The sequence below is a fragment of the Barnesiella sp. genome (genome assembly GCF_022723415.1).
Lineage (GTDB): Bacteria > Bacteroidota > Bacteroidia > Bacteroidales > Barnesiellaceae > Barnesiella > Barnesiella intestinihominis.
This window is the reverse complement of the sequence record NZ_JAIJHU010000003.1, coordinates 47,934-70,073: the sequence shown is the minus strand read 5'-3', so window position 1 is coordinate 70,073 and position 22,140 is coordinate 47,934. Positions and strand designations below refer to the sequence as shown.

The 22,140-nt window shown below is 43.5% G+C and carries 17 protein-coding genes; 11 read left to right on the top strand and 6 right to left on the bottom strand.

Annotation, left to right across the window (positions count from 1 at the left end; translation table 11 throughout):
* The first annotated feature begins 5 nt into the window (after positions 1–5).
* The 5 genes from QVD32_RS01330 (at position 6) to QVD32_RS01310 (ending at position 7,629) form a co-directional block, all read left to right on the top strand.
* Positions 6–995, top strand: a complete 990-nt coding sequence (locus QVD32_RS01330) for a M28 family peptidase (RefSeq protein ID WP_021890985.1) — start codon at positions 6–8, stop codon at positions 993–995.
* A 16-nt stretch (positions 996–1,011) separates the two neighbouring features.
* Positions 1,012–1,437 (top strand): SufE family protein, encoded by a 426-nt coding sequence (locus tag QVD32_RS01325; RefSeq protein WP_021890984.1) that lies wholly within the window; start codon positions 1,012–1,014, stop codon positions 1,435–1,437.
* A gap of 27 nt (positions 1,438–1,464) precedes the next feature.
* The gene (locus QVD32_RS01320; protein ID WP_021890983.1) at positions 1,465–3,024 is read left to right on the top strand and encodes a peptide MFS transporter; all 1,560 of its coding nucleotides are present in this window, start codon (positions 1,465–1,467) and stop codon (positions 3,022–3,024) included.
* Positions 3,025–3,181: 157 nt separating this feature from the next.
* Positions 3,182–4,570, top strand: coding sequence for a hypothetical protein (locus QVD32_RS01315; protein WP_021890982.1), 1,389 nt, complete (start codon positions 3,182–3,184; stop codon positions 4,568–4,570).
* 164 nt (positions 4,571–4,734) lie between these two features.
* Positions 4,735–7,629, top strand: a complete 2,895-nt coding sequence (locus QVD32_RS01310; RefSeq protein WP_021890981.1) for a T9SS type A sorting domain-containing protein — start codon at positions 4,735–4,737, stop codon at positions 7,627–7,629.
* Between the two features lie 74 nt (positions 7,630–7,703).
* Here the strand turns inward: QVD32_RS01310 and rnhB are convergent, their stop codons facing one another.
* The 3 genes from rnhB to QVD32_RS01295 all read right to left on the bottom strand — a co-directional run bounded on the left by rnhB (position 7,704) and on the right by QVD32_RS01295 (position 11,027).
* Entirely contained in the window at positions 7,704–8,300 is a 597-nt protein-coding gene (gene rnhB, locus QVD32_RS01305) for a ribonuclease HII (protein ID WP_021890980.1), read from the bottom strand.
* A 1-nt stretch (position 8,301) separates the two neighbouring features.
* Positions 8,302–9,369 (bottom strand): DUF4831 family protein, encoded by a 1,068-nt coding sequence (locus QVD32_RS01300; protein ID WP_021890979.1) that lies wholly within the window; start codon positions 9,367–9,369, stop codon positions 8,302–8,304.
* Between the two features lie 128 nt (positions 9,370–9,497).
* Positions 9,498–11,027, bottom strand: a complete 1,530-nt coding sequence (locus QVD32_RS01295) for an NAD(P)H-hydrate dehydratase (RefSeq protein ID WP_118687402.1) — start codon at positions 11,025–11,027, stop codon at positions 9,498–9,500.
* A 242-nt stretch (positions 11,028–11,269) separates the two neighbouring features.
* On the opposite strand from QVD32_RS01295, the gene hpt reads away from it, so the two are divergent.
* From hpt to QVD32_RS01280, 3 genes are all read left to right on the top strand, one after another.
* Complete coding sequence (gene hpt / locus QVD32_RS01290) at positions 11,270–11,809, top strand: hypoxanthine phosphoribosyltransferase (RefSeq protein WP_008861427.1); 540 nt, start codon at positions 11,270–11,272, stop codon at positions 11,807–11,809.
* A 35-nt stretch (positions 11,810–11,844) separates the two neighbouring features.
* Positions 11,845–12,417, top strand: a complete 573-nt coding sequence (locus QVD32_RS01285; RefSeq protein ID WP_021890977.1) for an adenylate kinase — start codon at positions 11,845–11,847, stop codon at positions 12,415–12,417.
* Positions 12,418–12,605: 188 nt separating this feature from the next.
* Positions 12,606–13,241 (top strand): hypothetical protein, encoded by a 636-nt coding sequence (locus QVD32_RS01280; RefSeq protein ID WP_021890976.1) that lies wholly within the window; start codon positions 12,606–12,608, stop codon positions 13,239–13,241.
* Between the two features lie 88 nt (positions 13,242–13,329).
* Here QVD32_RS01280 and QVD32_RS01275 read toward each other — a convergent pair whose 3' ends face one another.
* Positions 13,330–15,366 (bottom strand): leucine-rich repeat domain-containing protein, encoded by a 2,037-nt coding sequence (locus tag QVD32_RS01275; RefSeq protein WP_021890975.1) that lies wholly within the window; start codon positions 15,364–15,366, stop codon positions 13,330–13,332.
* A gap of 312 nt (positions 15,367–15,678) precedes the next feature.
* Between QVD32_RS01275 and obgE the strand changes: the two genes are divergently transcribed.
* Together obgE and pgeF are read left to right on the top strand one after the other, a co-directional pair.
* Positions 15,679–16,812 carry a GTPase ObgE gene (gene obgE, locus QVD32_RS01270; RefSeq protein ID WP_021890974.1) on the top strand — a complete coding sequence of 378 codons (1,134 nt, stop codon included), beginning with the start codon at positions 15,679–15,681 and terminating at the stop codon, positions 16,810–16,812.
* Positions 16,812–17,618 (top strand): peptidoglycan editing factor PgeF, encoded by an 807-nt coding sequence (gene pgeF / locus QVD32_RS01265; protein ID WP_021890973.1) that lies wholly within the window; start codon positions 16,812–16,814, stop codon positions 17,616–17,618. Before obgE ends, pgeF begins: the two co-directional genes overlap by 1 nt.
* A gap of 105 nt (positions 17,619–17,723) precedes the next feature.
* Here the strand turns inward: pgeF and QVD32_RS01260 are convergent, their stop codons facing one another.
* The gene (locus QVD32_RS01260) at positions 17,724–19,448 is read right to left on the bottom strand and encodes a DNA/RNA non-specific endonuclease (protein WP_021890972.1); all 1,725 of its coding nucleotides are present in this window, start codon (positions 19,446–19,448) and stop codon (positions 17,724–17,726) included.
* A gap of 175 nt (positions 19,449–19,623) precedes the next feature.
* On the bottom strand, positions 19,624–20,511 hold the full coding sequence (locus tag QVD32_RS01255; protein WP_040295978.1) for an AraC family transcriptional regulator: 888 nt from the start codon (positions 20,509–20,511) through the stop codon (positions 19,624–19,626).
* Between the two features lie 133 nt (positions 20,512–20,644).
* Here QVD32_RS01255 and QVD32_RS01250 point away from each other — a divergent pair, with 133 nt between their 5' ends.
* On the top strand, positions 20,645–22,126 hold the full coding sequence (locus QVD32_RS01250) for a rhamnulokinase (protein WP_021890971.1): 1,482 nt from the start codon (positions 20,645–20,647) through the stop codon (positions 22,124–22,126).
* Positions 22,127–22,140: the final 14 nt, after the last annotated feature.

Here is a 22,140-nt window from a genome sequence, read left to right as displayed (position 1 = left end):
GCATGATGAAAACAGTAAACCGTAAGGCCGGGTATTTAATTTTAATTGTCGGGTTGGTCGCTTGTTCTGCAAAGTCGGTAAAAAATAGCGAGGAAAAGGATACGGATAGCGTGTCGATAGAGGTTCCTTCTTTTGATACGGATAGTGCTTATGCTTATATCGAACGTCAAGTGCAGTTCGGTTTCAGAGTGCCCAACACTCCGGCACATTTGGCAACGGCCGATTATTTATCTTCCGAGTTGGCTCGGCATGGCGCTGTCGTAGAAGTGCAGCAAGGAACGGTTACGGCTTATGACGGGACAGAGCTTTCTATACGGAATATCATAGGTTCGTTTTCTCCTGAAAAGAAAAATCGCATTTTATTGTTCGCTCATTGGGATTCTCGTCCATACGCCGATAACGACCCGGATAAGAGTAAACATCGTCAGCCTATCGCCGGAGCCGACGATGGTGCGAGCGGAGTGGGCGTATTGCTTGAAATAGCTCGTCAGATAGGGAAGAGACAGCCCGACACGGGTGTCGATATAGCCTTTTTCGATGCCGAGGATTACGGTGTTCCCTATTGGAGCGAGTCGAGCGACGAAAACACATGGGCATTGGGCACACAGTATTGGACACGTCGGCCTCATAAGCCGGGATATCGGGCCCGATTCGGGATCTTACTCGATATGGTGGGCGGAGCCGGGGCACAATTTCGACGAGAGTTATTTTCGAAGTATTATGCTTCCGGAATTGTGGCGCAAGTATGGGATACGGCGAAGCGATTGGGGTACGGAAACTATTTTATCGAGGAGGACGGCGGATATGTTACCGATGACCATTTGTATGTAAACCGTTATGGAATACCCAGTATCGATATTATTCCATGTCATCGAGATACAGAGACGGGTTTTCCTCCTTATTGGCATACGGTAGACGATACAATGAGAAATATAGATCGGTCGACGTTGAAAGCCGTAGGCCAGACCGTGTTGACGGTTCTTTATGAAGAATGATTGAAAAATGAATAATATGAAAAGTATCGACGAAATACAAGACGAGATTATAGAGGAGTTTTCGGTATTCGACGATTGGATGGACAAATATGCGTTGCTGATCGATTTGGGCAATGCCCTTCCTACTTTGGACGAGAAATATAAGACTCCCGAAAATTTAATCGAAGGTTGCCAGAGCCGGGTATGGTTGCAGGCCGATTATAGAGAGGGTTCCGTTTATTTTGAAGCGGAGAGCGATGCGATTATCGTGAAGGGGATAGTTTCGTTGTTGGTACGGGTTTTATCCGGCCATACTCCCGATGAGATCTTGAATGCTCATCTTTATTTTATCGACAGAATAGGGTTGAACGAGCATTTATCGCCGACTCGCTCGAACGGGCTTGTGGCTATGGTTAAACAAATGCGCATGTATGCTTTGGCTTTTAAAGTGAAAAACAATTAATTCATTTAATACTTAAAATCTGTTATTATGTTTAAAGGACATCCTAAGGGGTTGATTGCGGCGGCTCTTGCGAATATGGGCGAGCGTTTCGGCTACTACATTATGAATGCTGTATTGGTATTGTTTCTTTGTTCTAAATTCGGACTAAGCGAGGAGACATCGGGTACTATATATTCATTCTTTTATGCGGGTATTTATTTGTTGGCTTTGGTGGGAGGTGCTATCGCCGACCGTACCCAGAATTACAAAGGAACGATTCGAACCGGATTGATAATCATGGCAACGGGTTATGTGCTGCTGTCTATTCCGATTTTAGCAACGAGTACGAATATAGCTTGGTTGCTTCCGCTTACCTGTTTTGCATTGTTTATGATAGCTTTTGGTAATGGTTTGTTTAAGGGAAATTTGCAGGCTATTGTGGGGCAGTTGTATGACGATTTTGAGGCAGAGGCTGCAAAACAAGGTCATGAGGCTTTGAAGATTGCGAAAAGCAAACGGGATAGCGGATTCCAAATTTTTTATGTATTTATTAATGTGGGTGGTTTGATTGCTCCTTTTATTGCGCCCCTTTTGCGAGAATGGTGGTTGGGAGCGAACGGAATGGCCTATAATGCCCAACTTCCGGCACTTTGCCACGAGTTCATTAACAATGGAACCCAAATGAGTCAGGCTGCATTGGATAACCTTAATGCCCTTATGACGGCAGCGGGCGGTAACGTGGCAGAACTGACGAGTGCTTGTCAAAACTATCTTCAAATTTTTAACGAGGGTATTCACTATTCGTTTATAGCGTCGGTTGTCGCTATGGTTATCTCTTTGATAATTTTTGTCGCTTACCAGAGACGTTTTCCTACTCCGGGCAAAAAGACCAAAGTGGAGTCCCAATCGTATACCGCCGAGGAGAAACGGGCAATGGCCAAAGAAATCAAACAACGTATGGCTGCCTTGTTCGCCGTTTTGGGTATCGTTATTTTCTTTTGGTTCTCGTTCCACCAAAATGGTATGTCTCTTTCTTTCTTTGCACGCGATTTTGTAGATTCGAGCGCAGTTGCTCCGGAGATTTGGCAGGCAATCAATCCTTTCTTCGTTATTACGCTTACCCCTATTGTTATGGCTTTGTTCGCTTGGTTGAGCCGTCGGGGAAAAGAAATATCGACACCCCGTAAGATTGCTATCGGTATGTTTATCGCCGGATTGGCATTCTTATTCTTGGTGATCTATTCAGTATTAAAAGGTTATCCTTCTGCCGACGATTTCAAACTTCTCCCGGTCGCTGAGCAAATGTCTCAGAAAGCACATTGGTGGGTACTTATCGTAACTTACTTCTTCTTGACGGTAGCCGAGTTGTTCATCTCGCCTCTCGGTTTGTCGTTTGTATCCAAAGTGGCTCCCAAACATTTGTTGGGACTTTGTCAGGGTTTGTGGTTAGGAGCGACTGCATTAGGCAATTTGTTGTTGTGGATTGGTCCCCTTATGTACAACGCTTGGCCTATTTGGCAATGCTGGGCAGTGTTCTTTGCCGTATGTTTGATATCGATGGGTGTAATGTTAGGTATGCTTAAATGGTTGGAGAGAGTGGCCGAATAGTCGGTTTGTCTTTTCTATAATATGATATATTTAGGGCTCTCGGAAACGGGAGCCCTGTGTTTTTGTGATTTTATTAAGGGTGAGACGGGTATCACTGTTTGTAAGGTTGGATATTTTCTCTAAATTTGCAAGAAGGGTAATTTATGGTTCTTAAAAGATGTTGAGGCTAATTCATTACATATCGGTATTTTCCCTTTTTATTCTGTTGTTTTCTTGTGCAGGTAGAGTAGTAGAGGCGGATAAGGCTTCGACTTATTTTGAGAAGGGGGTAGCTTTCGAGGATAAAAATATGTTCGATTCGGCGGCCGTTTATTATTTGTCTGCAATTAGTAGCTTGGATTCCAGTCGAATATCAGACTTTGATGCTTTGGGGGCTTACTATAATCGGATTGCTTTGTTGCTTTTTAAAAGCAATATAAATGAGGAGGCCGAAAAAATGTTCCGAAAGGCTATTACATTCAATTCCATGCTTTCGGATAAAAGTCAGCTTTCTGAGTCTTATCGTGGCTTATGGAAATGTTACTATGTAGATAAGGAGGGAGGTATTGATACAACTCTTTTAAAAACAATCGAGTTGATTCCCCAAATTGAGAGTGAGGAAGAACTTTATAAAACTAAAAATGCACTTTCTTACTATTTTCTGATATCGGGAGATTATGCTTCTGCAATGAAATATAATTCTGAAATCAGACCTCTTTGTCGTGATTCAGTATTATTCTATAAAAGTTGTTTGGTAAGAGGTAGTATCTTTTGTGGAGAAAGAAATATTGACTCTGCTATTTATTACACGAAAAAGGCAGCTCGTAGTAATTATATCTATACGAAGACTTCGGCCTATGAGAACTTGTATGCTATGACTGGCGATAGTGTATATCTCGGGTTGTATCATTCGTTATGCGATTCCATCGCTGGAATGGTAAAACCAGCAAAGGTCAATTCGGCATTTTACGGTGAGTTGATAAACAATATGAATGTGGAATATTCCCGAAGAATACATGACCGAACCTTATTAAGTATAGTTTGTACAGCCGTTGTTGTCGTTTTAGTGAGTATTTTTCTGTTTTATTTTTTTAGAAGGAAAATTATCCCGAATAAACAACACATCGAAGTCGAGGAAGAAAATAATCGGGAAACTTCTACGGAAATAGAAAAACGAACAGAGGCATTGCAACGGGAGATCGTAGAACGGATAGGAGAGATTACAGCACAGAAAAACAAACGATTTGTGAAATCGGAATTTTTTAAGGAGGTAACCGAATATATCGAAGGAGGAAATGTTTTCCTTACAATATCGTTGCGGGACAGGCTATTTAAATCCTTACGTCAAGAGTATGCGTTACTTTATCAACTTCTTACTGCTTATTTTTCATTCTCCGACGAGGAGTTTTATTTCTTTTGTCTAAGTTCTCTTGGATTGAATACTAAGGAATGTGCTGCTTGTCGCAGTGTCTCGGTTTCTGCCATTAGAGTTTTGCGTAAACGAATCAATGACAAGATGCATAAGTATATTACCGTAGAGGAACTTTTCCAAGAGATAAAATTGTAGTTATCGTTGCGTTGAGTAACGCATGTTTTACTTAATCGATTGAATTATAGCTAATAATAAAATATAAGAATGTAACGAAGATTGCTTTAAAATTATTATAATTAATCCGTATTTTTGTATTGGAATAAAATAATTTTAATCGCTAAACTAATATTTTATTATTTATGGAGAAAATTTACGCCCTAATTTCCCTGTGTTTTTGCGTCGTTAGCTCGCTTCAAGCGCAGACAACTATTTATGCTTATCGAAATTGGCAACAAAGCAATCCTGTCAATGTACAAAAAGGCCCGGTGAAATTTTCGTCGGATAATCTGGGAGTTGTAGAACTCATAGCCGATCAATCCACTCTGGGGGCTGTTTATGCAGGTACTTATTTTAATTATAAATGGTATGCGCAGGTGACAAAACCGGGTACACAATCGTCGTTGGAAGGTCTATATACTGTTGATATGAACGATGGTACACGCACTCTTATTTCTACTAATGGAGTCCATTTGGTAGAAATGACGTATGATTACACGACGAACACCATGTATGGTATTAAAAATGGAGCCGAATATTTGATGACTCTTGACCTTAATACCGGAGAGACGAAGCAGATAGGAGCATTCCAAACTTCGACAATGTCTGTTTATATGTTGGCATTGGCTTGCCATGTCGATGGGACGATGTATGGTATTTCTACCGACGATAATCTCTATCGTATAGATAAAGCCACAGCCGCCTGTACATTGATCGGAGCTACCGGAGTGAATGCGGCTTTTACTCAAAGTATGGATTTCGATCGAAATACAGGAATTTTGTATTGGCTGAATTGTGGCGACTACAAGCTCTATACGGTCGATATAACAACTGGTGCGGCCACTGTTATTGGTGGTGTGGGTAAAAATGGCGATGACAGTATGGCAAGTATGTTTATTCCTTATATCCATGTCCCTGTCGGAGCGCCGGACAGAGTTTTGGACCGTAAGGTGGTAGCTTCGGGCAATTCGGCTATTCTTTCGTGGAGGAATCCTTCATTTGATGCACAAGGTAAAGCCTTGACCGAACTTACAGGAATAAAGATTTATCGAGGAGAAGAGTTGGTGACAACCGTGACCGTTTCGTCCGATAAGACAGGACAATCTATGGAATATACCGATGAGAATCTACAAGACGGATTATATAGTTATCGGTTTGTTCCCGTAAATTCCAAAGGCGATGGTGGAGTCGATAGCGATGATGTTTCTACTTATGTAGGGGAAAATGCACCGGGAAAGGTGGTCGATTTTGTGGTGAAACAAGGAGATAACGAGGCTATATTGACGTGGAAAGCTCCCGGAGAAGGTATGTATGGCGGGACATTTGATCCGGGTAGTATTACGAAATATGTTATCACTCGTTCCAATGGTTCTGCTTCGAATGAAATAGAAATATCCGATCCATCGGCTACGTCTTATACCGATACTCCGGGATTCGGAACTTATACTTATTCGATTTATGCAGTAAACGATATGGGAAATGGAGCTGTGTCTATTGCCGCTCCGATTATTGTGAAACCGGCTGACTGGATTGTAATGACAAACGGTGAGGCTATCGTTGAGAGCGGAAAAACTTATCATTTTTATGATGCTGCTGGACCGAATGCCTATTATCCGAACACTCGGAACGATACGCTTACGATACGCCCTCAAAACTCTAACGGTTTGGTGCATGTCTCGTTCAAGCAATTTGTGACGGATACGTATGGCGATTATTTGTATATTTTCGATGGGGCTGACACCAATGCGCCGTTGATTGGAGAATTTACATCTACTTCTGTTCCTTCTGCTTTGGTTTCTTTGGAATCGACCAGTATCGACGGAGCTCTCACCTTTGTTTTTTACTCCGATGTTATGAGTCGAGACGAAGGTTGGGAAGCCGATGTAACCGTAACTGAGAAAAAAACGCACGATCTTATGGCGGTATCATTGAAGGGAGATTTGTATCCCGGAGCAGAGTCTGAAACGATTTATGCATTCACGATAAGGAATAAAGGGGTGGACAAAGTCGCTGCAACAGACTATAAAGTAAAATTATTGGATGCCGCAGGCTCGGTATTGGCAGAAATGGACGGAGTCGAAATCGGGACAATGCAGAGTATTGTATTCGATATGAAATTCACGTCTTCCGAATCGGGTGATATCAAAATTCATGCGGAGATTGAATATGCCGGTGACGATGATAAAACGAATAACAGTTCCGAGGAGCTATCGGTTTCAGTACTTGAAGAGGGCAGCCAATTTATTTCGATAGGTGATCATGATGAAGAAATCTCGGTCCTCCCGGTGTCGTTCATGACGGGTGAGTCGATTGGTGAGACCATTTATTATAAAGACGAGGTAGGACTGAAAAGCGGTACTTTGCAGATGATATCGTATCGATTCTCTTCGGTAGGAACAAGCTACTCGAATATTCCTGTGAAAATATGGGTAGGTGAGACCGAGTTGGAGGATTTGTCCGAGACTTCTATTCCGGCCGATGAGATGACTTTGGTGTTCGATGGAACCGCTTCTGTCACACCCGGCGACGAAGAGTGGATATTCCAGCTGACTACCCCTTATTCGTATAAGGGAGGGAATTTGGTTATTCTTATTCTTAAAGGTAATCCGGGTTCTACGTCATACGATATATCGTTCAAAGGTACGTATGGCTTTTATGACAGTGATCCGCAACGTTCGCGCTTTTATTCTGCTTTTGATGACAGTGAGGTGTTAGATCCGAATGCAGTTCCTATTGGGTATTCTGGAAGTACCATGTGGCCCGATGTTAAAATGTTGTTTACCGATGCAAGTTCGGGTATTACAAAAGTTGTTGATGATTTGTCGGTCCGTATTTATCCTAATCCCGTAAGCGATATTTTGTATGTGGAGGGTGTCGATATTCAGAAGATAGAAATATTTGACGGAACCGGTCGTCAAGTATATGTTTCGGATAATCTTTTTACAGTGGATATGTCCTCTTATCCGACTGGTATTTATTATTTGAGAGTAGTGACCGATCAAGGAAAGGTATCGACGAAAAAAATCATGAAGAGATGATTTTTCCCCTTTTGAAGATGAGAATAGAAAACCGCCGATTAATATCGGCGGTTTTTGTATAGAGATGATTGCATTTAAAAAATCGAGAGTTGCCTTTCAAGCAGTTGAAAGGACATGCGATGGTAGGGTGTAGGTCCATATTGGCGTATGGCGGCACGATGGACTTTTGTGGGATATCCTTTGTTCCGATTCCAGTCATACATGGGATATTGTTCATGCAATCGGTTCATATAGTCGTCTCGATATGTTTTCGCTAAAATGGAGGCTGCGGCAATGGCTTCGTATTTACCGTCTCCTTTTACGACGCAAGTATGGGGAATGTCGGGGTATGGTTTGAATCGGTTACCGTCGATTAAAAGATGCTGCGGTTGCGGATTCAGTTGTTCGATAGCCCGGTGCATGGCCAGAAACGAAGCATTGAGAATATTGATGCGGTCGATTTCTTCGGGGGTGACGATACCGATGGCCCATGCTACGGCTTCTTGTTCGATAATGGGACGCAACTCGTAACGTTGCTTTTCGGATAATTGCTTTGAATCGTTTAATAATTCGTTTCGAAAGTGCGGCGGTAATATTACGGCGGCTGCATATACCGAACCTGCCAGACAGCCTCGTCCTGCTTCGTCGCAACCGGCTTCTGCCAACCCACTTTTCATGTATGGTAAAAGCATATTATTTGCCTATTTGCCGGATAGCTCCTGTTTGCGGATAGAATGTCGCACAAGAAGGGGCTTTTTTATCGGTGAATATAGAAGGATCCAATCCGAATACGACACCGAATTGTGCGATTGGTAAATTCTCTTTGAAAAGCGTTTTTTTACCGTCGGAAAGTATTACTTCTGCTTTCCCCGGAATAGCATACGCTACGGCGTTTTTGGGCATTTTTTTTATGTTCCCTTTGTTATCGATGGGTAGCTCTCCTTCTTCGGTGATTTTCAGAGATAAATATACGGGGGCTCCACTGAGATTTTCCGGCTTTACGATTCCATATAAATCCGAAATACGGAAAACGATGTCGTTTGTAACTTCTTCAACGGGGATATAATCGAAATGTTTGATGATTGTCTCGGTTTGCGTTGTCCCCATGAACAATGCCGTGAGAGCAGCCTCCTGTTCATCGAGTTGTTGTATGATAAGTTTGAACGATTCTCCGTCGGCCGGTAATTCATCGACTTCACCGGTTACCAAATTGAGGCGGCTCTCTCGGATACGGTATAATTGTTTGGCTGCCACTTCGGCCATTTTTACCGTTGAAGCCGACATGAGTAGTTCTTCGGAGTAGACTTTTGCATATTCGTTGTTGTCTAACGGCGATTCCTGTTTTTGTTTCGGTGCAGTGGAGACGATCGAATCGATGACCGGTTCGGTGTTGATGGATAGCAGAAGTCCGTTTTCATCTAAGACGATATATCCATTACCGCCCGGTTTGAATTGCATCAGATATTGTTCTTCGGGATCGGGTACTCCATAGGGTGTAACTTTGACGGAAGATAACGCCCATTCTTCGGAGTCTTGTGTAATGGCTCCCGGTATTCCCAAATATTTTTCGGCATATTGGTAATAAGGGCCGGCTTTGCGTGTCGTTTTTGTGGCAACCACTTCTATATCGAGATGTGTTTGCGGGAGAGAGTATATAAGTCCGTACTCGTTATGCTTTTCGGCAGTGAGTCTTTTTGTTTCTTGGGCAAATCCGATGTTCGTCGTAAGGAACAGTCCGAGAGTTAGAATAAAATATTTCATTTGATTCTCTTGATGATGTTATGAAATAAAATAATACGAGTCAGAAGCGAATTTAAAAATATTCGGCTATACCGAAGGCTTCCTATTTTCGCATCTCATGCAAAGATATAAAATGTTTTGACATTCTATCATACCTGATAGGATTTTATCTGCTTGAAAGCCAGTCCGAGGTGATTGATAATATCACTGGCTGTAATGTATTCTTCTCCCGACTCCCGAGCAGCTATGTCTCCGGCAACTCCGTGGAGGTACACGCCTATGATGGCGGCATCTTCGGGAGAGTATCCTTGTGACAGTAAAGAGCCGATTATCCCTGTGAGCACGTCTCCACTGCCGGCTGTCGCCATTCCGGGATTCCCGGTCGAGTTGAAATGTATGGTTCCGTCGGGCAAAGCTATGGCGGTATTCGCCCCTTTCAAGACGACGATTATATCGTATTTCGTGGCTACGTGTGTGATACATTTCAGTCGAGAAGCATCGTCGGTCATGGGGCCGAACATGCGTTCGAGTTCGTGAATGTGCGGTGTGAGTATGGTATGGGACGGCAGATATCTTAAAAGGCTTTGTTCACGGGCAATGCAGTTCAAGGCGTCGGCATCGAGCACGAGTGGCTGGCGTATTTCTTTGACTAAATGCATGAGCGCCGATACGGACGTTTCGTTACACCCCATTCCCGGTCCGATTGCAATTGCCGAGTAACGGGGGTGGACAGGAATTTCTTCGATATGGTTCTCTCCTTTGTCGGGAGAGAAAATTGCTTCGGGTACAGCCGTTTGCAGAATGAGATTGGCACATCGAGGCGAGTGTACCGAGACTAATCCGACTCCACTATGTAACGCTGCTTTTGCCGATAATACGGCAGCGCCCATCATGGCGTATTGCCCGGCAGCCAATAGCAGATGTCCGTAATCCCGTTTATCCGAAAACTTGGGTCGGGAATGTCGTATGTTACGAGCTATATTTTCTGCTGTCGTTAGGTAATAACAAGTTTCGGTTTCGGCGATGGCGCGAGGGTGAAGGCGTATATCGAGTATTTTGGTTTCCCCTGTAAATTTTGCGTTTTCAGCAAAAAAGAAAGCCAATTTGGGCATTTGGAATGAGAGGGTTAATCGAGCTTTGACAATACGGTCTTCTGATGCTTCGGGATTCCATTCGCCGAATAATCCGGACGGAATGTCAATGGAAATGACAAAAGCCCCCGATTCATTGATATAGCGTACCAAAGATGCGAATCCTCCTGTCAAGGGTTCTTTCAACCCGGCCCCGAAGAGGCCGTCTATCACGCAGTCGCCGGAATTGACAACCGGCGGTGTAAATTGGTTGGTTATTTCAAAGAAATCGTTATGACCAGTTCTCCTCAGGCGTTCTCGATTCTGTTCACAATCTGCCGATAAACGATGGTTGGGCATTGTGTTGAAAAGATATACGACGGGTTTATATCCCCGGTCAATTAACAATCGGGCGGTGGCTAATGCGTCTCCTCCATTGTTTCCCGGACCGGCAAAAATATAGATACGTTGGGAAGGAGAAATCGTATTACATATTTCGGAAGTGAGAGCTTCGGCTGCTCGTTCCATTAAATCGATGGAAGATACCGGTTCGTATTCTATGGTTAATCGGTCGAGTAGCTTGGTTGACTGGGTCGTAAATATTTTCATCTCAATGGAGTCTTTTGATAAGGTCAAATATAGCAAAAGGTGAGTGCAAAGGCAAGCGGAAATTATATTTCCGACTTGACTTGTCGAACCGCATCTTATTTGCAAATATAGTGAGAAAAAAGGAAATGGTACATTTTGTCGGGGCGAATGATGATCGGGGGGCGATTCTGTAAAAATATAGATTATCGTTTCCAAGTTTTTACGATTTATTATACCTTTGCGAAACATTCAGTATAACACCAATGAACACAAAAATTCAGATTAAAGACCGTTTTTTCACTCCGTATATTTCACGGGACGAAATAGCGGCGGCAGTGGGACGTATCGCTTCGAAAATGAATCAAGACCTGGCCGGTAAGAATCCACTTTTTTTATGTGTGTTGAACGGCGCATTTGTTTTTGCAGCCGATCTTTTTCGTGAAATGACTATCGATTCCGAAATATCGTTTATCCGAATGAAGTCGTACGAGGGTATGCACTCGACCGGAGAGGTGAAGCAAATATATGGGTTACAGCAAGATATCACCGGTCGTACGGTAGTTGTGGTAGAAGATATTGTCGATACGGGTTTTACCATTCAACAGTTATTGCAGCAATTGAACTCTCATAATCCGAAAGAGATAAAGGTTGCCACGTTGCTGTTTAAACCCGATTCTTTGAAATGTGATGTGAAGCCCGATTATGTAGCTCTTGAAATTCCTCCTGCTTTTATAGTAGGGTATGGTCTCGATTACGATGAGCAGGGGCGTAATTTAAAGGATATTTATGTGGTATCGGAATAAGAAATAAGAGGTTTAATAGGTTAATATAAGGTAAAATGTTGAATGTAGTTATTTTTGGCGCTCCGGGTTCGGGAAAGGGAACTCAGAGCGAGAGAATTATCGAAGAATATGGGCTGTTTCATATTTCTACTGGAGATGTATTGCGTGAACAGATAGCCCGGGGTACTGAATTGGGAAAAACCGCCGATTCGTATATTTCTAAGGGGCAGTTGATTCCTGACGAGTTGATGGTGGATATTTTGGCGCATGTGCTCGATTCTCATGAGGAATCCAAGAAAGGGGTTATATTCGATGGTTTTCCTCGGACTATCGCTCAGGCCGAGGCATTGACTCGGATGCTTGCCGAACGCAATGCCCAAGTAGATGTTGTCTTGGGGCTTGAAGTGGAGGAGAAAGAATTGATCGACCGTTTGTTGAAGCGGGGACAAGTATCGGGCCGTAGCGATGACAACTTGGAAACAATACAAAAGCGGCTCGATGTGTATCACAATCAGACAAAACCGTTGAAGGATTTTTATCAAAAAGAGAAAAAATATCGCGCTATACAGGGTATGGGTAGTGTCGATGATATTTTCAAATCTATTAAGTCGGTTATATCGGAATTATAATTTCTTTTTGGAAAGAGATATGTACGAGGGAGAGCGTAACTACGTTTACTCCCTCTCGTCATTTAAAAGATATGGAAAAAGAGAAAATAAAGCTGGTTTTAGAATCTTATTCGTTGGGTTATGATAGTGGAAACAATGAGCTTTGAAGAGATTATAAGGGTGTATGGTATGATAGAATCCATTCTTCTATGGAGGAACGTATAAAAGATAGAGTAGACTGTAATAAGATACGTCGTTATTTTATTAGAAATAAAAGAGCAGAGAATGTTTGGTTTACACAATTAATATATAAAATTGATGATTTTACAACATTTTGTGTTATTCCATACTCTCATGGGTGGAAGGAGTTTCAAAAAATGGGAAATCATCCTTATGTACAGGTTTATTTACTTTATAGGAATAGTAAAGGATATATGTTGTTGACACGGGGTGGAGTTTTGGATAATGAATATGCATTTTTTACATCGCATTTATTTGACCGTTATCGAGAGCGAGAATTGTATGATGTGTCGTTGGATAAAAAAGAAGTAATAAAAGAATTTTTTAAAAATAACGGGAATATATGTAGTATTCCTTTCCCTACGGAGAAGTTAACGAATAATCACTTAGGAATTACAGAAAAAGGTATACTCTTTGGAGAAAGAATTTCGGATACTATCATGCTCTATAAAACGTATATACGGAAAGATCAATTGCAAGAAATGCAGTTTGAAGCAGCGATGCAGGTCGAAGAAGGTTTGGGAATATTATTGAAATATAGAGATCAAATAGAGAAATTTATATATCAGAATCCTCATTTATTACAGCGTATAAATTATTATTGAGAATTTGTATAGAAACTAGTATAAAAGGAATGGTGTAATAAAATAAAGGAGCGATTTGAATATCGCTCCTTTATTTTATAATGCTGTTTTATTTTACGATTTTGAAAGTTTTTATCGTGTCGCCCGATACGATACGAATAATATAGAGTCCGTTAGATTCGACATGAAGAGTCGCTGTTCCTTGTGCATGACTAATGCTGTTGATAAGGTTTCCAGTAGCATTAAACAGTTCGACCGTACAATCGGTTAAGTTTCCTAATACGATATTGAGCGTACCGTTGTTATTTGTAACAAAGCAGTCGTTACTTTCTATCTGGTCTACGCCGCTTTCGATTTTACCGACGAAGTGAAGGACGATTTTCTGATTCAAAGAACCTTCGGCATTTTTTACTATTCCGGCCGGTATGGTGACGTAATAGTCTACACCGTCTTCCATAGGAATGGGTTGTGGACCTTCCTGATATTCGTCGGCAGGGAATACATTTACTTTTTTACCACTGGCGAATGCCATCCAACCGCCTGCGTTTTCTACCGGTTCTCCGTATAGCTCTTGTCCTTTAACTACTTTTACCGAAGGAAATTGTTCTACAAGAGAGGCATTCTCGGGGAAAGTGATTTCAATAGTCCCGATCGATTCCATTTCGGCGTCGTTGGCCGGGTTGGTACTTTCTTGTAGGAAAATACCTGTATTTGATTCGATGATATTGTCGAATTGGTATCCCCACTCAGAGGATTCGTAGGCCGATTTAAATCCTTTCGGAACATAGACTTTCACTTGTGAGGCATCGATACCATTGAAAGGGTGGTCATAACCTTCGTAATAGTTCAGTGTGGCCGGTTCCGCTCCTAAACAATGTATTTCGGTAAGCGCAGTGCACCCATTGAAGGCATACGACTCAATGGTGCGAATCCCAGAGGGAATCGTTAACGATTGAAGTTTTGTGGATTGAGCGAATGTACCCTCATATACGTTTGTCATGTTTTCTGGGAGAACAACTGTTGTCAGCTGGGTTTTTGCAAAAGCTTGATTACCGAATAATACCAAAGATTCGGGAAAATTGATTTCGGCAAGAGAAGATTCGGAGAATGCATTGTCATCAAAAGCTCGCATCCCTTCGGGTACGATTACTTTTTGAAGAGTGGTATGAGCGAATGCTCCTTCTCCTACACCCAAGCAACCGTCGGCAATCGTGTATTCTGTGGCTGTCGCATTCAGAGGATACGCCAAGAGGATATTTCCTTCTGCCGAATACAAAACTCCGTTTATGGCTTGACAAGCGGTATTGCCGGTTTCTACTTCAAAAGCTGTGACACCGACATTCGAGAAAGCGGCATTTCCTATTTCGGTTACCCCAACAGGAATTCTTACAGACGAGAGCATTACATCGTTGAGGAAGGCATATTGTCCGATTGTTTTAAGACTCGCCGGAAGATTGATTTCCGTGAGCTTTGCACATTCACGGAAAGCTCCTTCGTTCAGCGTTTCAACCCCTTCGCCCAATGTTACTTTGGATAAGTTCGGACAGAGTTGGAAGGCGTTGTTGCCGATTGTTTTACAACTTCCCGGAATCGTTATTTCGGCCATACCGGCTTTGTAAAAAGCACCGTTGCCAATAGATGTAAAATCGCTGGCGAAAGTAATGCTCGTCAATCCTTCGTCGCTGGCAAAACAGCTTTGAGGAATTTCGGTTACTCCGGCGGGAATGGCAAGGCTTTTCAGTTTACGGTTCGATGCCAAAGAGTATTCTCCTAATTTTGTAATGTTTTCCGACAAAACGATTTCTTCCAAATCATCGTTGTAATAGATGGCGTTGTTTTTTAGCTCGGTAACGGTATTGGGAAGTTCTATTTTCAGAATGCCCGATGTCCACCGAAAAGCGTACTCCTCGACCGAAGTGACGGTATAGTTTTTCCCGGCATTTTCGACCGTGGAAGGAATAATTACTTCGGTAAGTTTTACCTCTCCGGGTTCATAATTTTCGTTTAATCCCGAGACACCTACCGAATTTTCTCCGGTTACGGTGTACTTAATTCTGTTCACTTCGAAAGTAGTGGCTTCTTCTGCTTTTGAAGCGAACCCGCAAAATGCCGCTATTGCGACAAAAAGAGTAACAATTTTCTTCATAATAATTCAAATTATCTAATAAGTATGCCGCAAAGATAATAATATTAATACAATCTGAAACTATTTCCGAACCCGGATAGTGAAAAAGTCCAAAAATAGAAATATTTATTATTCTTATAGAGCCGCGTATTATCGATGTTAACTATTTTATAATCTGTAAAAATCGATTCTCGCTATATTTCATTCCGTTTGGCTTGGGATTTTATAATTTCACTTATTATAGCTATTTTTGCAATATGTGTCCACTTAGGGTTGTTTGCATAATAACTATTTTTGTATCGTTTAATCCAAAAGAAAAATAATAAATCAATTATGGCAGAGTCGAATTTTGTAGACTACGTGAAAATACTTTGTCGTTCGGGTAAGGGCGGAGCCGGTGCTATGCATTTGTACCGGGCCAAATATGTGCCTAAGGGCGGTCCTGACGGCGGTGACGGCGGTCGGGGAGGAAATGTTTATTTACGAGCTAACCGTAATTTGTGGACTTTGTTGCATCTGAAATACTCTCGTCACGTACTTGCCGGTAACGGTTCACCCGGCGGGGCGAACAGAAGTTTCGGTAAAGACGGTGAAGATAAGACCATAGAGGTTCCTTGTGGTACGGCGGTTTTCGATGCCAATACGGGTGAGTTTTTGTGTGAGGTTACACAAGACGGTGAGGAAGTAGTTCTTTTGAAAGGCGGCCGTGGCGGTTTGGGAAACTGGCATTTCAAATCGGCGACCAATCAGACCCCAAGATATGCCCAGCCCGGAGAACCGGCCGTGGAGCGCACTGTTATTTTGGAGTTGAAATTGCTTGCCGATATAGGATTGGTAGGATTTCCCAATGCGGGTAAATCGACATTGTTATCTACGATTTCGGCGGCTCGTCCTAAAATAGCCGATTATCCTTTTACTACTCTCGAACCGAATTTGGGTATCGTATCCTATCGAGATAATCGGTCGTTTGTCATGGCCGATATACCCGGAATTATAGAGGGAGCGAGCGAAGGAAAGGGGCTTGGATTGCGTTTCCTCAGGCATGTGGAACGCAATGCCGTATTGTTGTTTATGGTTCCAGCGGATACCGATAGTATTCGCAAAGAGTATGATATTTTGCTTCGCGAACTTACCGCTTTCAATCCCGATTTGCAGGATAAACAGCGGGTGCTTGCCGTGACCAAGTGCGATATGCTCGACGACGAGTTGATCGAGGCGATGAAGGACGATTTGCCCGATGTGCCTGTCGTATTTATCTCATCGGTGACGGGACAGGGTATTACCGAGTTGAAAGATGTGTTGTGGCGTGAGTTGAACGATGAGGAAAACCGGGTGATGACACTGACCCATCGTAATCTCGATGAGCGCCATCGGGTCGAGGAGGAAGATAACTTTGATACGGGTTTGGAACGTGACGAAAGTGGCGACGAGCCGGGCGACGATAATTTCGAGGAAGAAGACTGGTAATGGTTTTACACGAGAATAAGGATTGCAGGTGGTATTCGTTTCCTTCGTTCGATGCACTGCCGGGAGTCGTTACGTTCGTTACGACACGTAACGGAGTCGTTCACGGTGATGTGTATTCTACGGATAATATGGGTGAATACACCGGGGATAATCCCGATAGGGTTATCGCAAATCGACAGAGGCTCTGTCGCTCGTTAGGTATCGATACGTTGATTTCTCCGCGCCAAATTCACGGAACGAAAGTTCTGTCTATAACCGACGAGTTCATTCGGTTGTCTAAGCCAGAACAAACAGCTTGTTTAGACGGTGTCGATGCCGTGATGACCGATTGTCCGAGCGTAGCGATAGCTGTGTCGACGGCCGATTGTGTCCCCGTTTTGCTTTACGATGCCGTTCATAGGGCTTGTGCTGCTGTTCATGCCGGGTGGCGAGGCATGGCCGGACATATCGTTCAACGGTCGATCGATGAGATGGTTAATATGTATGGTACGGTTCCGTCTGATCTGTATGTTGCGGTGGGGCCGTCGATTGGCCCCGACAATTTCGAAGTGGGCGATGAGGTGGTACAAACGTTTGACTCGGAGGGTTTCGATGTAAATCGTATAGCGCATCATTATCCGTCGGGTCGTTTTCATATCGATTTGTGGGCGGCTGCTGTGGAGGAGTTGACGGTTTGTGGCGTCGATTTGTCCCGTATCGAAGTTGCGGGTATTTGTACACGAGCCCATGATTGGGAGTTTTTTTCGGCTCGCAGCTTGGGATTTCATTCCGGGCGTTTTTTGACGGGTATATATATTTGTCCATAAAAAAGGTTCTTGGAGAGAAAATCCAAGAACCTTGTCGACCGTGTTCATTTCGTTTAGACGGTCCGTTCCCCTTTTTTTGTGCTGTCAGTCTCAGCCGGGGTTATTTCAGAGAACCCAATCGGACGGCGTACATTGTTTTTTTACTTCTTTTGGTACGGAGGGGAAGAAGGTGAACCCGGTTTGTTGTTCTATATATTCTACCGATTTGCAATATTCTGTACTGAATGTTTGGGGGTAGTCGTTGCGATGTTCCAACCAGAAACCTATGGCTTTCAGCTCGTCGGAGCCACATTGACCGACGGCTTTTCCCGAGTTCCCGGAACGAGTGCGCAATACCACTTTAAAATAGTGGGTAGGTACGGGACAGATTTTAGAAGCGGGATCGGCGTTGTTTCCATAATATCCGTCGTAAGTAGTCGTATATCCATTCCCAAAGTAACAACCGGTCACTACGTATAAAGTGTCTTGGCACATATTTTCCCGAATTTTCCCTTCGAGAGAAGCCCAAATCCCGCCGTTGAAATCTCCGTTTTGGGGTGTCATATTCGAGGCATAGAATGTTTGGCTGTTCAGTTCGTCGGTTGCCGTACGGTCGGCCGAAGGTATTTGATGCCCGCGTGAATAGTCTTTATAATAGCAGAATGTTTCGCCATAAACTTTGGCCTGATATAACATTTCGATGAGAGGGTCTGCCGCCCAAGCCTCGGTTCTTCCGCTGTTTCCCCGATAACATGAATGGAGCGGGTATGCAACCCACAAAGCGGCGTGTTTCTCTTTATCGAACAGCATAGTATAGTTCCGCACCCTGTGACTGCCGAGCGTGCCGTAGTGAGTGACGACGTAGTCATCGTTTTCGTATGCAGGCAATTCTGCCAACGGATAAACGGTGTTATCGAAAACGATGATTTGCTCCGAGGGTTCTCCGTCGGTCAATCTTATGTCGTCTATGCGCATTTGTGTGGCGCCTGTGGCGGTGAACCTGATACTAAGTGTGCCGGAACTGTTTTGAAGGGAAAACATGCTTGTCGTCAAAGCCCAACTGTTCGTCAGATTTCTGGAATAGTCTATTTCTACCCATGAAGTCCCGTTTCCTATTTCGACCTTCAAGTCGTCGTAATCGAATGTCTTGTTTTCAGAACTACCGAATTGCAGGATAAAATTTTTTTCCTGAGCGATGTTAATGTTGTTTATGGAGACGAAGCTGCCGGCTTTGTTGAAGTAGATGTTGTTTTTCCCCGATGCGTAAGGGCGGTAGTCGGCAGGTGGGGCGTAATCCGATGTCCAGTCGCTTCTGACCGATACGCTCATTTGGTCGTATGTTTCGGCTCCGCTACCGGTTCCGTTCGCATTTTTCCAGCCGTCGAATTGGTCGAGGTAAGGCCAGTATGTGTTTTTGACTGCGATCTCTTTGTCGAAATCGTTGTTATATATAATGGTCCGGTCGGGAGTGACGACAGCCGCGGCTCTCGATATGGACACTTCTTTGGAAATCGTTTTTTCTCCATTTGCGGGAATCGTCGAAATCGTGAGTTTACAAGTCTTTCCTTCGGGAGCTTCGGTAATGGATATGGAGGTATCTTCGCTTGTTCCTTCGGTTCTGTTTATTTTCAGTCCCGAATTATCCACTGTTGCTTTCCAATTCGTATTTGTACTGACGGTTATGATATTCTTCGACGCGTCGGTTTCGTCGAAAGTGAGTGTATGGGGCGAAACGTTTAAATAGATTTCATCGGGAGTCGTTCCGGGAAGTACGGGTTCTTCCTGTTTTCCTTCTTCACAAGAATAGAGAGCCGTAAGGATCAACAAGGCATAGGCGAATGTCTTTTTCATAGATAAAAATATTATTTATGATTCGGAAACAAAAGTAACTTGGAAGAGGAGATGCAAAAGAGCAATGCGTCAAATTTTGAAGTCAAAGCGTCAAAATCATATAGGTAAAATGATAATGAACAATTTCTTATTATTTACCCGAATGTCTGTTGTTGAATGTGTAAAAATCTTATAATCAGAATCTTTGTCGTCGAAATTCCGATGGGGTCACACCTTCCTTTTTGCGGAAAAAGGTCGAGAATTGTCCCACGCATTCGAAATTCAGTTCAAATGCGATTTCTGCAATGGAGAGATTGGACGAGGACAGTAATTCTTTGGCACGAGCCAGTTTCAGTTGTTGCTGATATTGTCCGGGAGAAATTCCGCTATACCGTTTAAATTCCCGGCGAAATAGAGAATATCCTACACCTAATCGGGCTGCAATGGTTTCGGGAGACAAGTTCCCGGTTTGTTCTTCCTTCATCATGATTCTGGCTCTGTTGATGATGTCGATCATGTGATCGTCGTTAAACGAGCGATTCAAATCTTTGTAGTACACACTTCCTAACAAATGTAAGACGATACTCGATACGATTTGTTGAAATCCTGCTTTCTCGCGTTCGGCCTTGTCCATGATTTCGTGATAAAGGTCTATGATTTTATCGTCTGTTCCTATTTTGAACAGACAGTGCGACGGGGTGAAGAAGCCGCTTTTTACCCGGTTGTCGATGTGGAATCCTCTGAACCCTACCCAATGTTCGTCCCAGCCGGTTCGGGCGTCGGGGTAATATTTGTGCCATTCTCCCGGGAAGAGCAACAGCATGGTTCCGGCTTCTATGTGTGTCTTCGGACAGGACCGGCTGGAAAAATAGCCTTCTCCTCTCGTAATGTAAACCAATTGATATTCGTTGAGGGTGCGTTTGCCTTCGTTCTTGAAATTGTAGTTATCCGGGTGTTTCGACAACGGGTAGGCATGATTAGGCGAAACATATTGGTAACCTACCGTCGTAATGACGATACCCCATTCTTCGTCCCGAGCATTTACTCTCAGATATTTTAAAGCATCCGATTTTTTCTCTTCCATATTCATAGTAGCCCAAATATAGGATTTCTTTTCGGAATATCAAAATAGAAAGTTTTTGTATCAAAAACATCAGTCGAATCTATTTCTCCGATTCTATTTTTGCTTCGTAAATTATAAAATATCTTGTTTTTACATGAAAGACACTGCATGTATAGCCATAGATTTGGGAGCTACGAGCGGTCGTGTCATTTTGGCAAAAATGAAACACGGAGGGTTGGAGATGGAAATTCTCAACCGATTTCCCAATGTGATTAAAGAGATTGACGGACGTTGTTACTGGGATATTTATTCTCTGTTCAATTCTATCAAAGAAGGTCTGAACATGGCGGCTTCCCGACAGATTGCAATCGATTCTATCGGAGTCGACACATGGGGCGTCGATTTTGTCTGTGTTCGGCCCGACGGTTCGTTCGTTTCGTTGCCCCGTGCATATCGCGACCCTTATACCGAGGGCGTTCCCGAACAATATTTCCGACATATTCCCCGGGAAGAGGTCTATCGTTTGACCGGTATACAGTTTATGAATTTCAATTCGCTGTTCCAACTTTATGCGATGCGTCTCGAAGGTAGTATCGATATAGACGGAGTACGCAGCATTTTGTTTATGCCGGATGCCATCTCTTATCTGCTCACCGGAAAAGAGGTGTGTGAATATACTATATTGTCGACCTCCCAATTGATGAATCCCGAAACTTGCCGGATAGAAGAACGGTTGTTGGAACCTTTGCATATTCCGGTAGAAAAATTTCCTCCGGTCGTTATGCCGGGCCGGATAATCGGGAACTTGCGGGCCGATGTAGCGGCCGAAATCGGATTGTCGGCTATTCCCGTTGTAGCTGTCGCCGGTCACGATACGGCATCGGCGGTGGCAGCCGTGCCGGCATCGGGAAGGAATTTCGCTTATCTCAGCTCCGGCACTTGGTCGTTGATGGGCATAGAATCGGAAAAGCCGATTGTCACCGACGAGGCTTATCGAATGAATTTCACGAACGAGGGCGGTATCGACGGGACTACCCGTTTTCTGAAAAATATCACCGGATTGTGGCTTTTAGAACAGTGCCTAAAAGTGTGGAAAAACAAATCGGGTGTGACTTATTCCTATCCGCAAATCGTGGAAATGGCACAGTCCGTTGCCACGAACGAGAGTTATGTCGATCCCGATGATGCGACTTTTTCCAATCCCGTTTCCATGCCGGAGGCTATTGCGGATTATTGCAAGTCTCATCACATGGCCGTACCGCGAACGCATGCCGAGTATGTGCGGTGCATATTCGAGAGTCTTGCTTTGAAGTATCGCTTTGTTTTGACCCGCTTGCAGACGGTGGCATCTTTTCCCATCGAATGTCTGCATATTATCGGCGGCGGTTCGCAAAACGATTTGTTGAACCGTTTTACGGCAAATGCTATCGGACTTCCTGTGATTGCCGGGCCTTCCGAGGCGACGGCTTTGGGTAATGTGTTGGTACAGTTGCGGGCTTTGGGCGTGGTAGCTGATCGGGATTCCATGCGTCGATTGGCAGCCGGAGCGGTCTCGTTACAGCGTTATGAACCGTGCGATACCGAACTGTGGAACGAGAAATACGTGATTTTCAAGAAGAAATGTAATTTATTATAAATAGAAAGGAGAAT

Coding starts and splice junctions, on each gene's coding strand:
- QVD32_RS01330 (WP_021890985.1), top strand. CDS start 6: ATGAAAACAGTAAACCGTAAGGCCGGGTATTTAATTTTAATTGTCGGG.
- QVD32_RS01325 (WP_021890984.1), top strand. CDS start 1,012: ATGAAAAGTATCGACGAAATACAAGACGAGATTATAGAGGAGTTTTCG.
- QVD32_RS01320 (WP_021890983.1), top strand. CDS start 1,465: ATGTTTAAAGGACATCCTAAGGGGTTGATTGCGGCGGCTCTTGCGAAT.
- QVD32_RS01315 (WP_021890982.1), top strand. CDS start 3,182: ATGTTGAGGCTAATTCATTACATATCGGTATTTTCCCTTTTTATTCTG.
- QVD32_RS01310 (WP_021890981.1), top strand. CDS start 4,735: ATGGAGAAAATTTACGCCCTAATTTCCCTGTGTTTTTGCGTCGTTAGC.
- rnhB (WP_021890980.1), bottom strand. CDS start 8,300: ATGCTTTTACCATACATGAAAAGTGGGTTGGCAGAAGCCGGTTGCGAC.
- QVD32_RS01300 (WP_021890979.1), bottom strand. CDS start 9,369: ATGAAATATTTTATTCTAACTCTCGGACTGTTCCTTACGACGAACATC.
- QVD32_RS01295 (WP_118687402.1), bottom strand. CDS start 11,027: ATGAAAATATTTACGACCCAGTCAACCAAGCTACTCGACCGATTAACC.
- hpt (WP_008861427.1), top strand. CDS start 11,270: ATGAACACAAAAATTCAGATTAAAGACCGTTTTTTCACTCCGTATATT.
- QVD32_RS01285 (WP_021890977.1), top strand. CDS start 11,845: ATGTTGAATGTAGTTATTTTTGGCGCTCCGGGTTCGGGAAAGGGAACT.
- QVD32_RS01280 (WP_021890976.1), top strand. CDS start 12,606: ATGGAGGAACGTATAAAAGATAGAGTAGACTGTAATAAGATACGTCGT.
- QVD32_RS01275 (WP_021890975.1), bottom strand. CDS start 15,366: ATGAAGAAAATTGTTACTCTTTTTGTCGCAATAGCGGCATTTTGCGGG.
- obgE (WP_021890974.1), top strand. CDS start 15,679: ATGGCAGAGTCGAATTTTGTAGACTACGTGAAAATACTTTGTCGTTCG.
- pgeF (WP_021890973.1), top strand. CDS start 16,812: ATGGTTTTACACGAGAATAAGGATTGCAGGTGGTATTCGTTTCCTTCG.
- QVD32_RS01260 (WP_021890972.1), bottom strand. CDS start 19,448: ATGAAAAAGACATTCGCCTATGCCTTGTTGATCCTTACGGCTCTCTAT.
- QVD32_RS01255 (WP_040295978.1), bottom strand. CDS start 20,511: ATGGAAGAGAAAAAATCGGATGCTTTAAAATATCTGAGAGTAAATGCT.
- QVD32_RS01250 (WP_021890971.1), top strand. CDS start 20,645: ATGAAAGACACTGCATGTATAGCCATAGATTTGGGAGCTACGAGCGGT.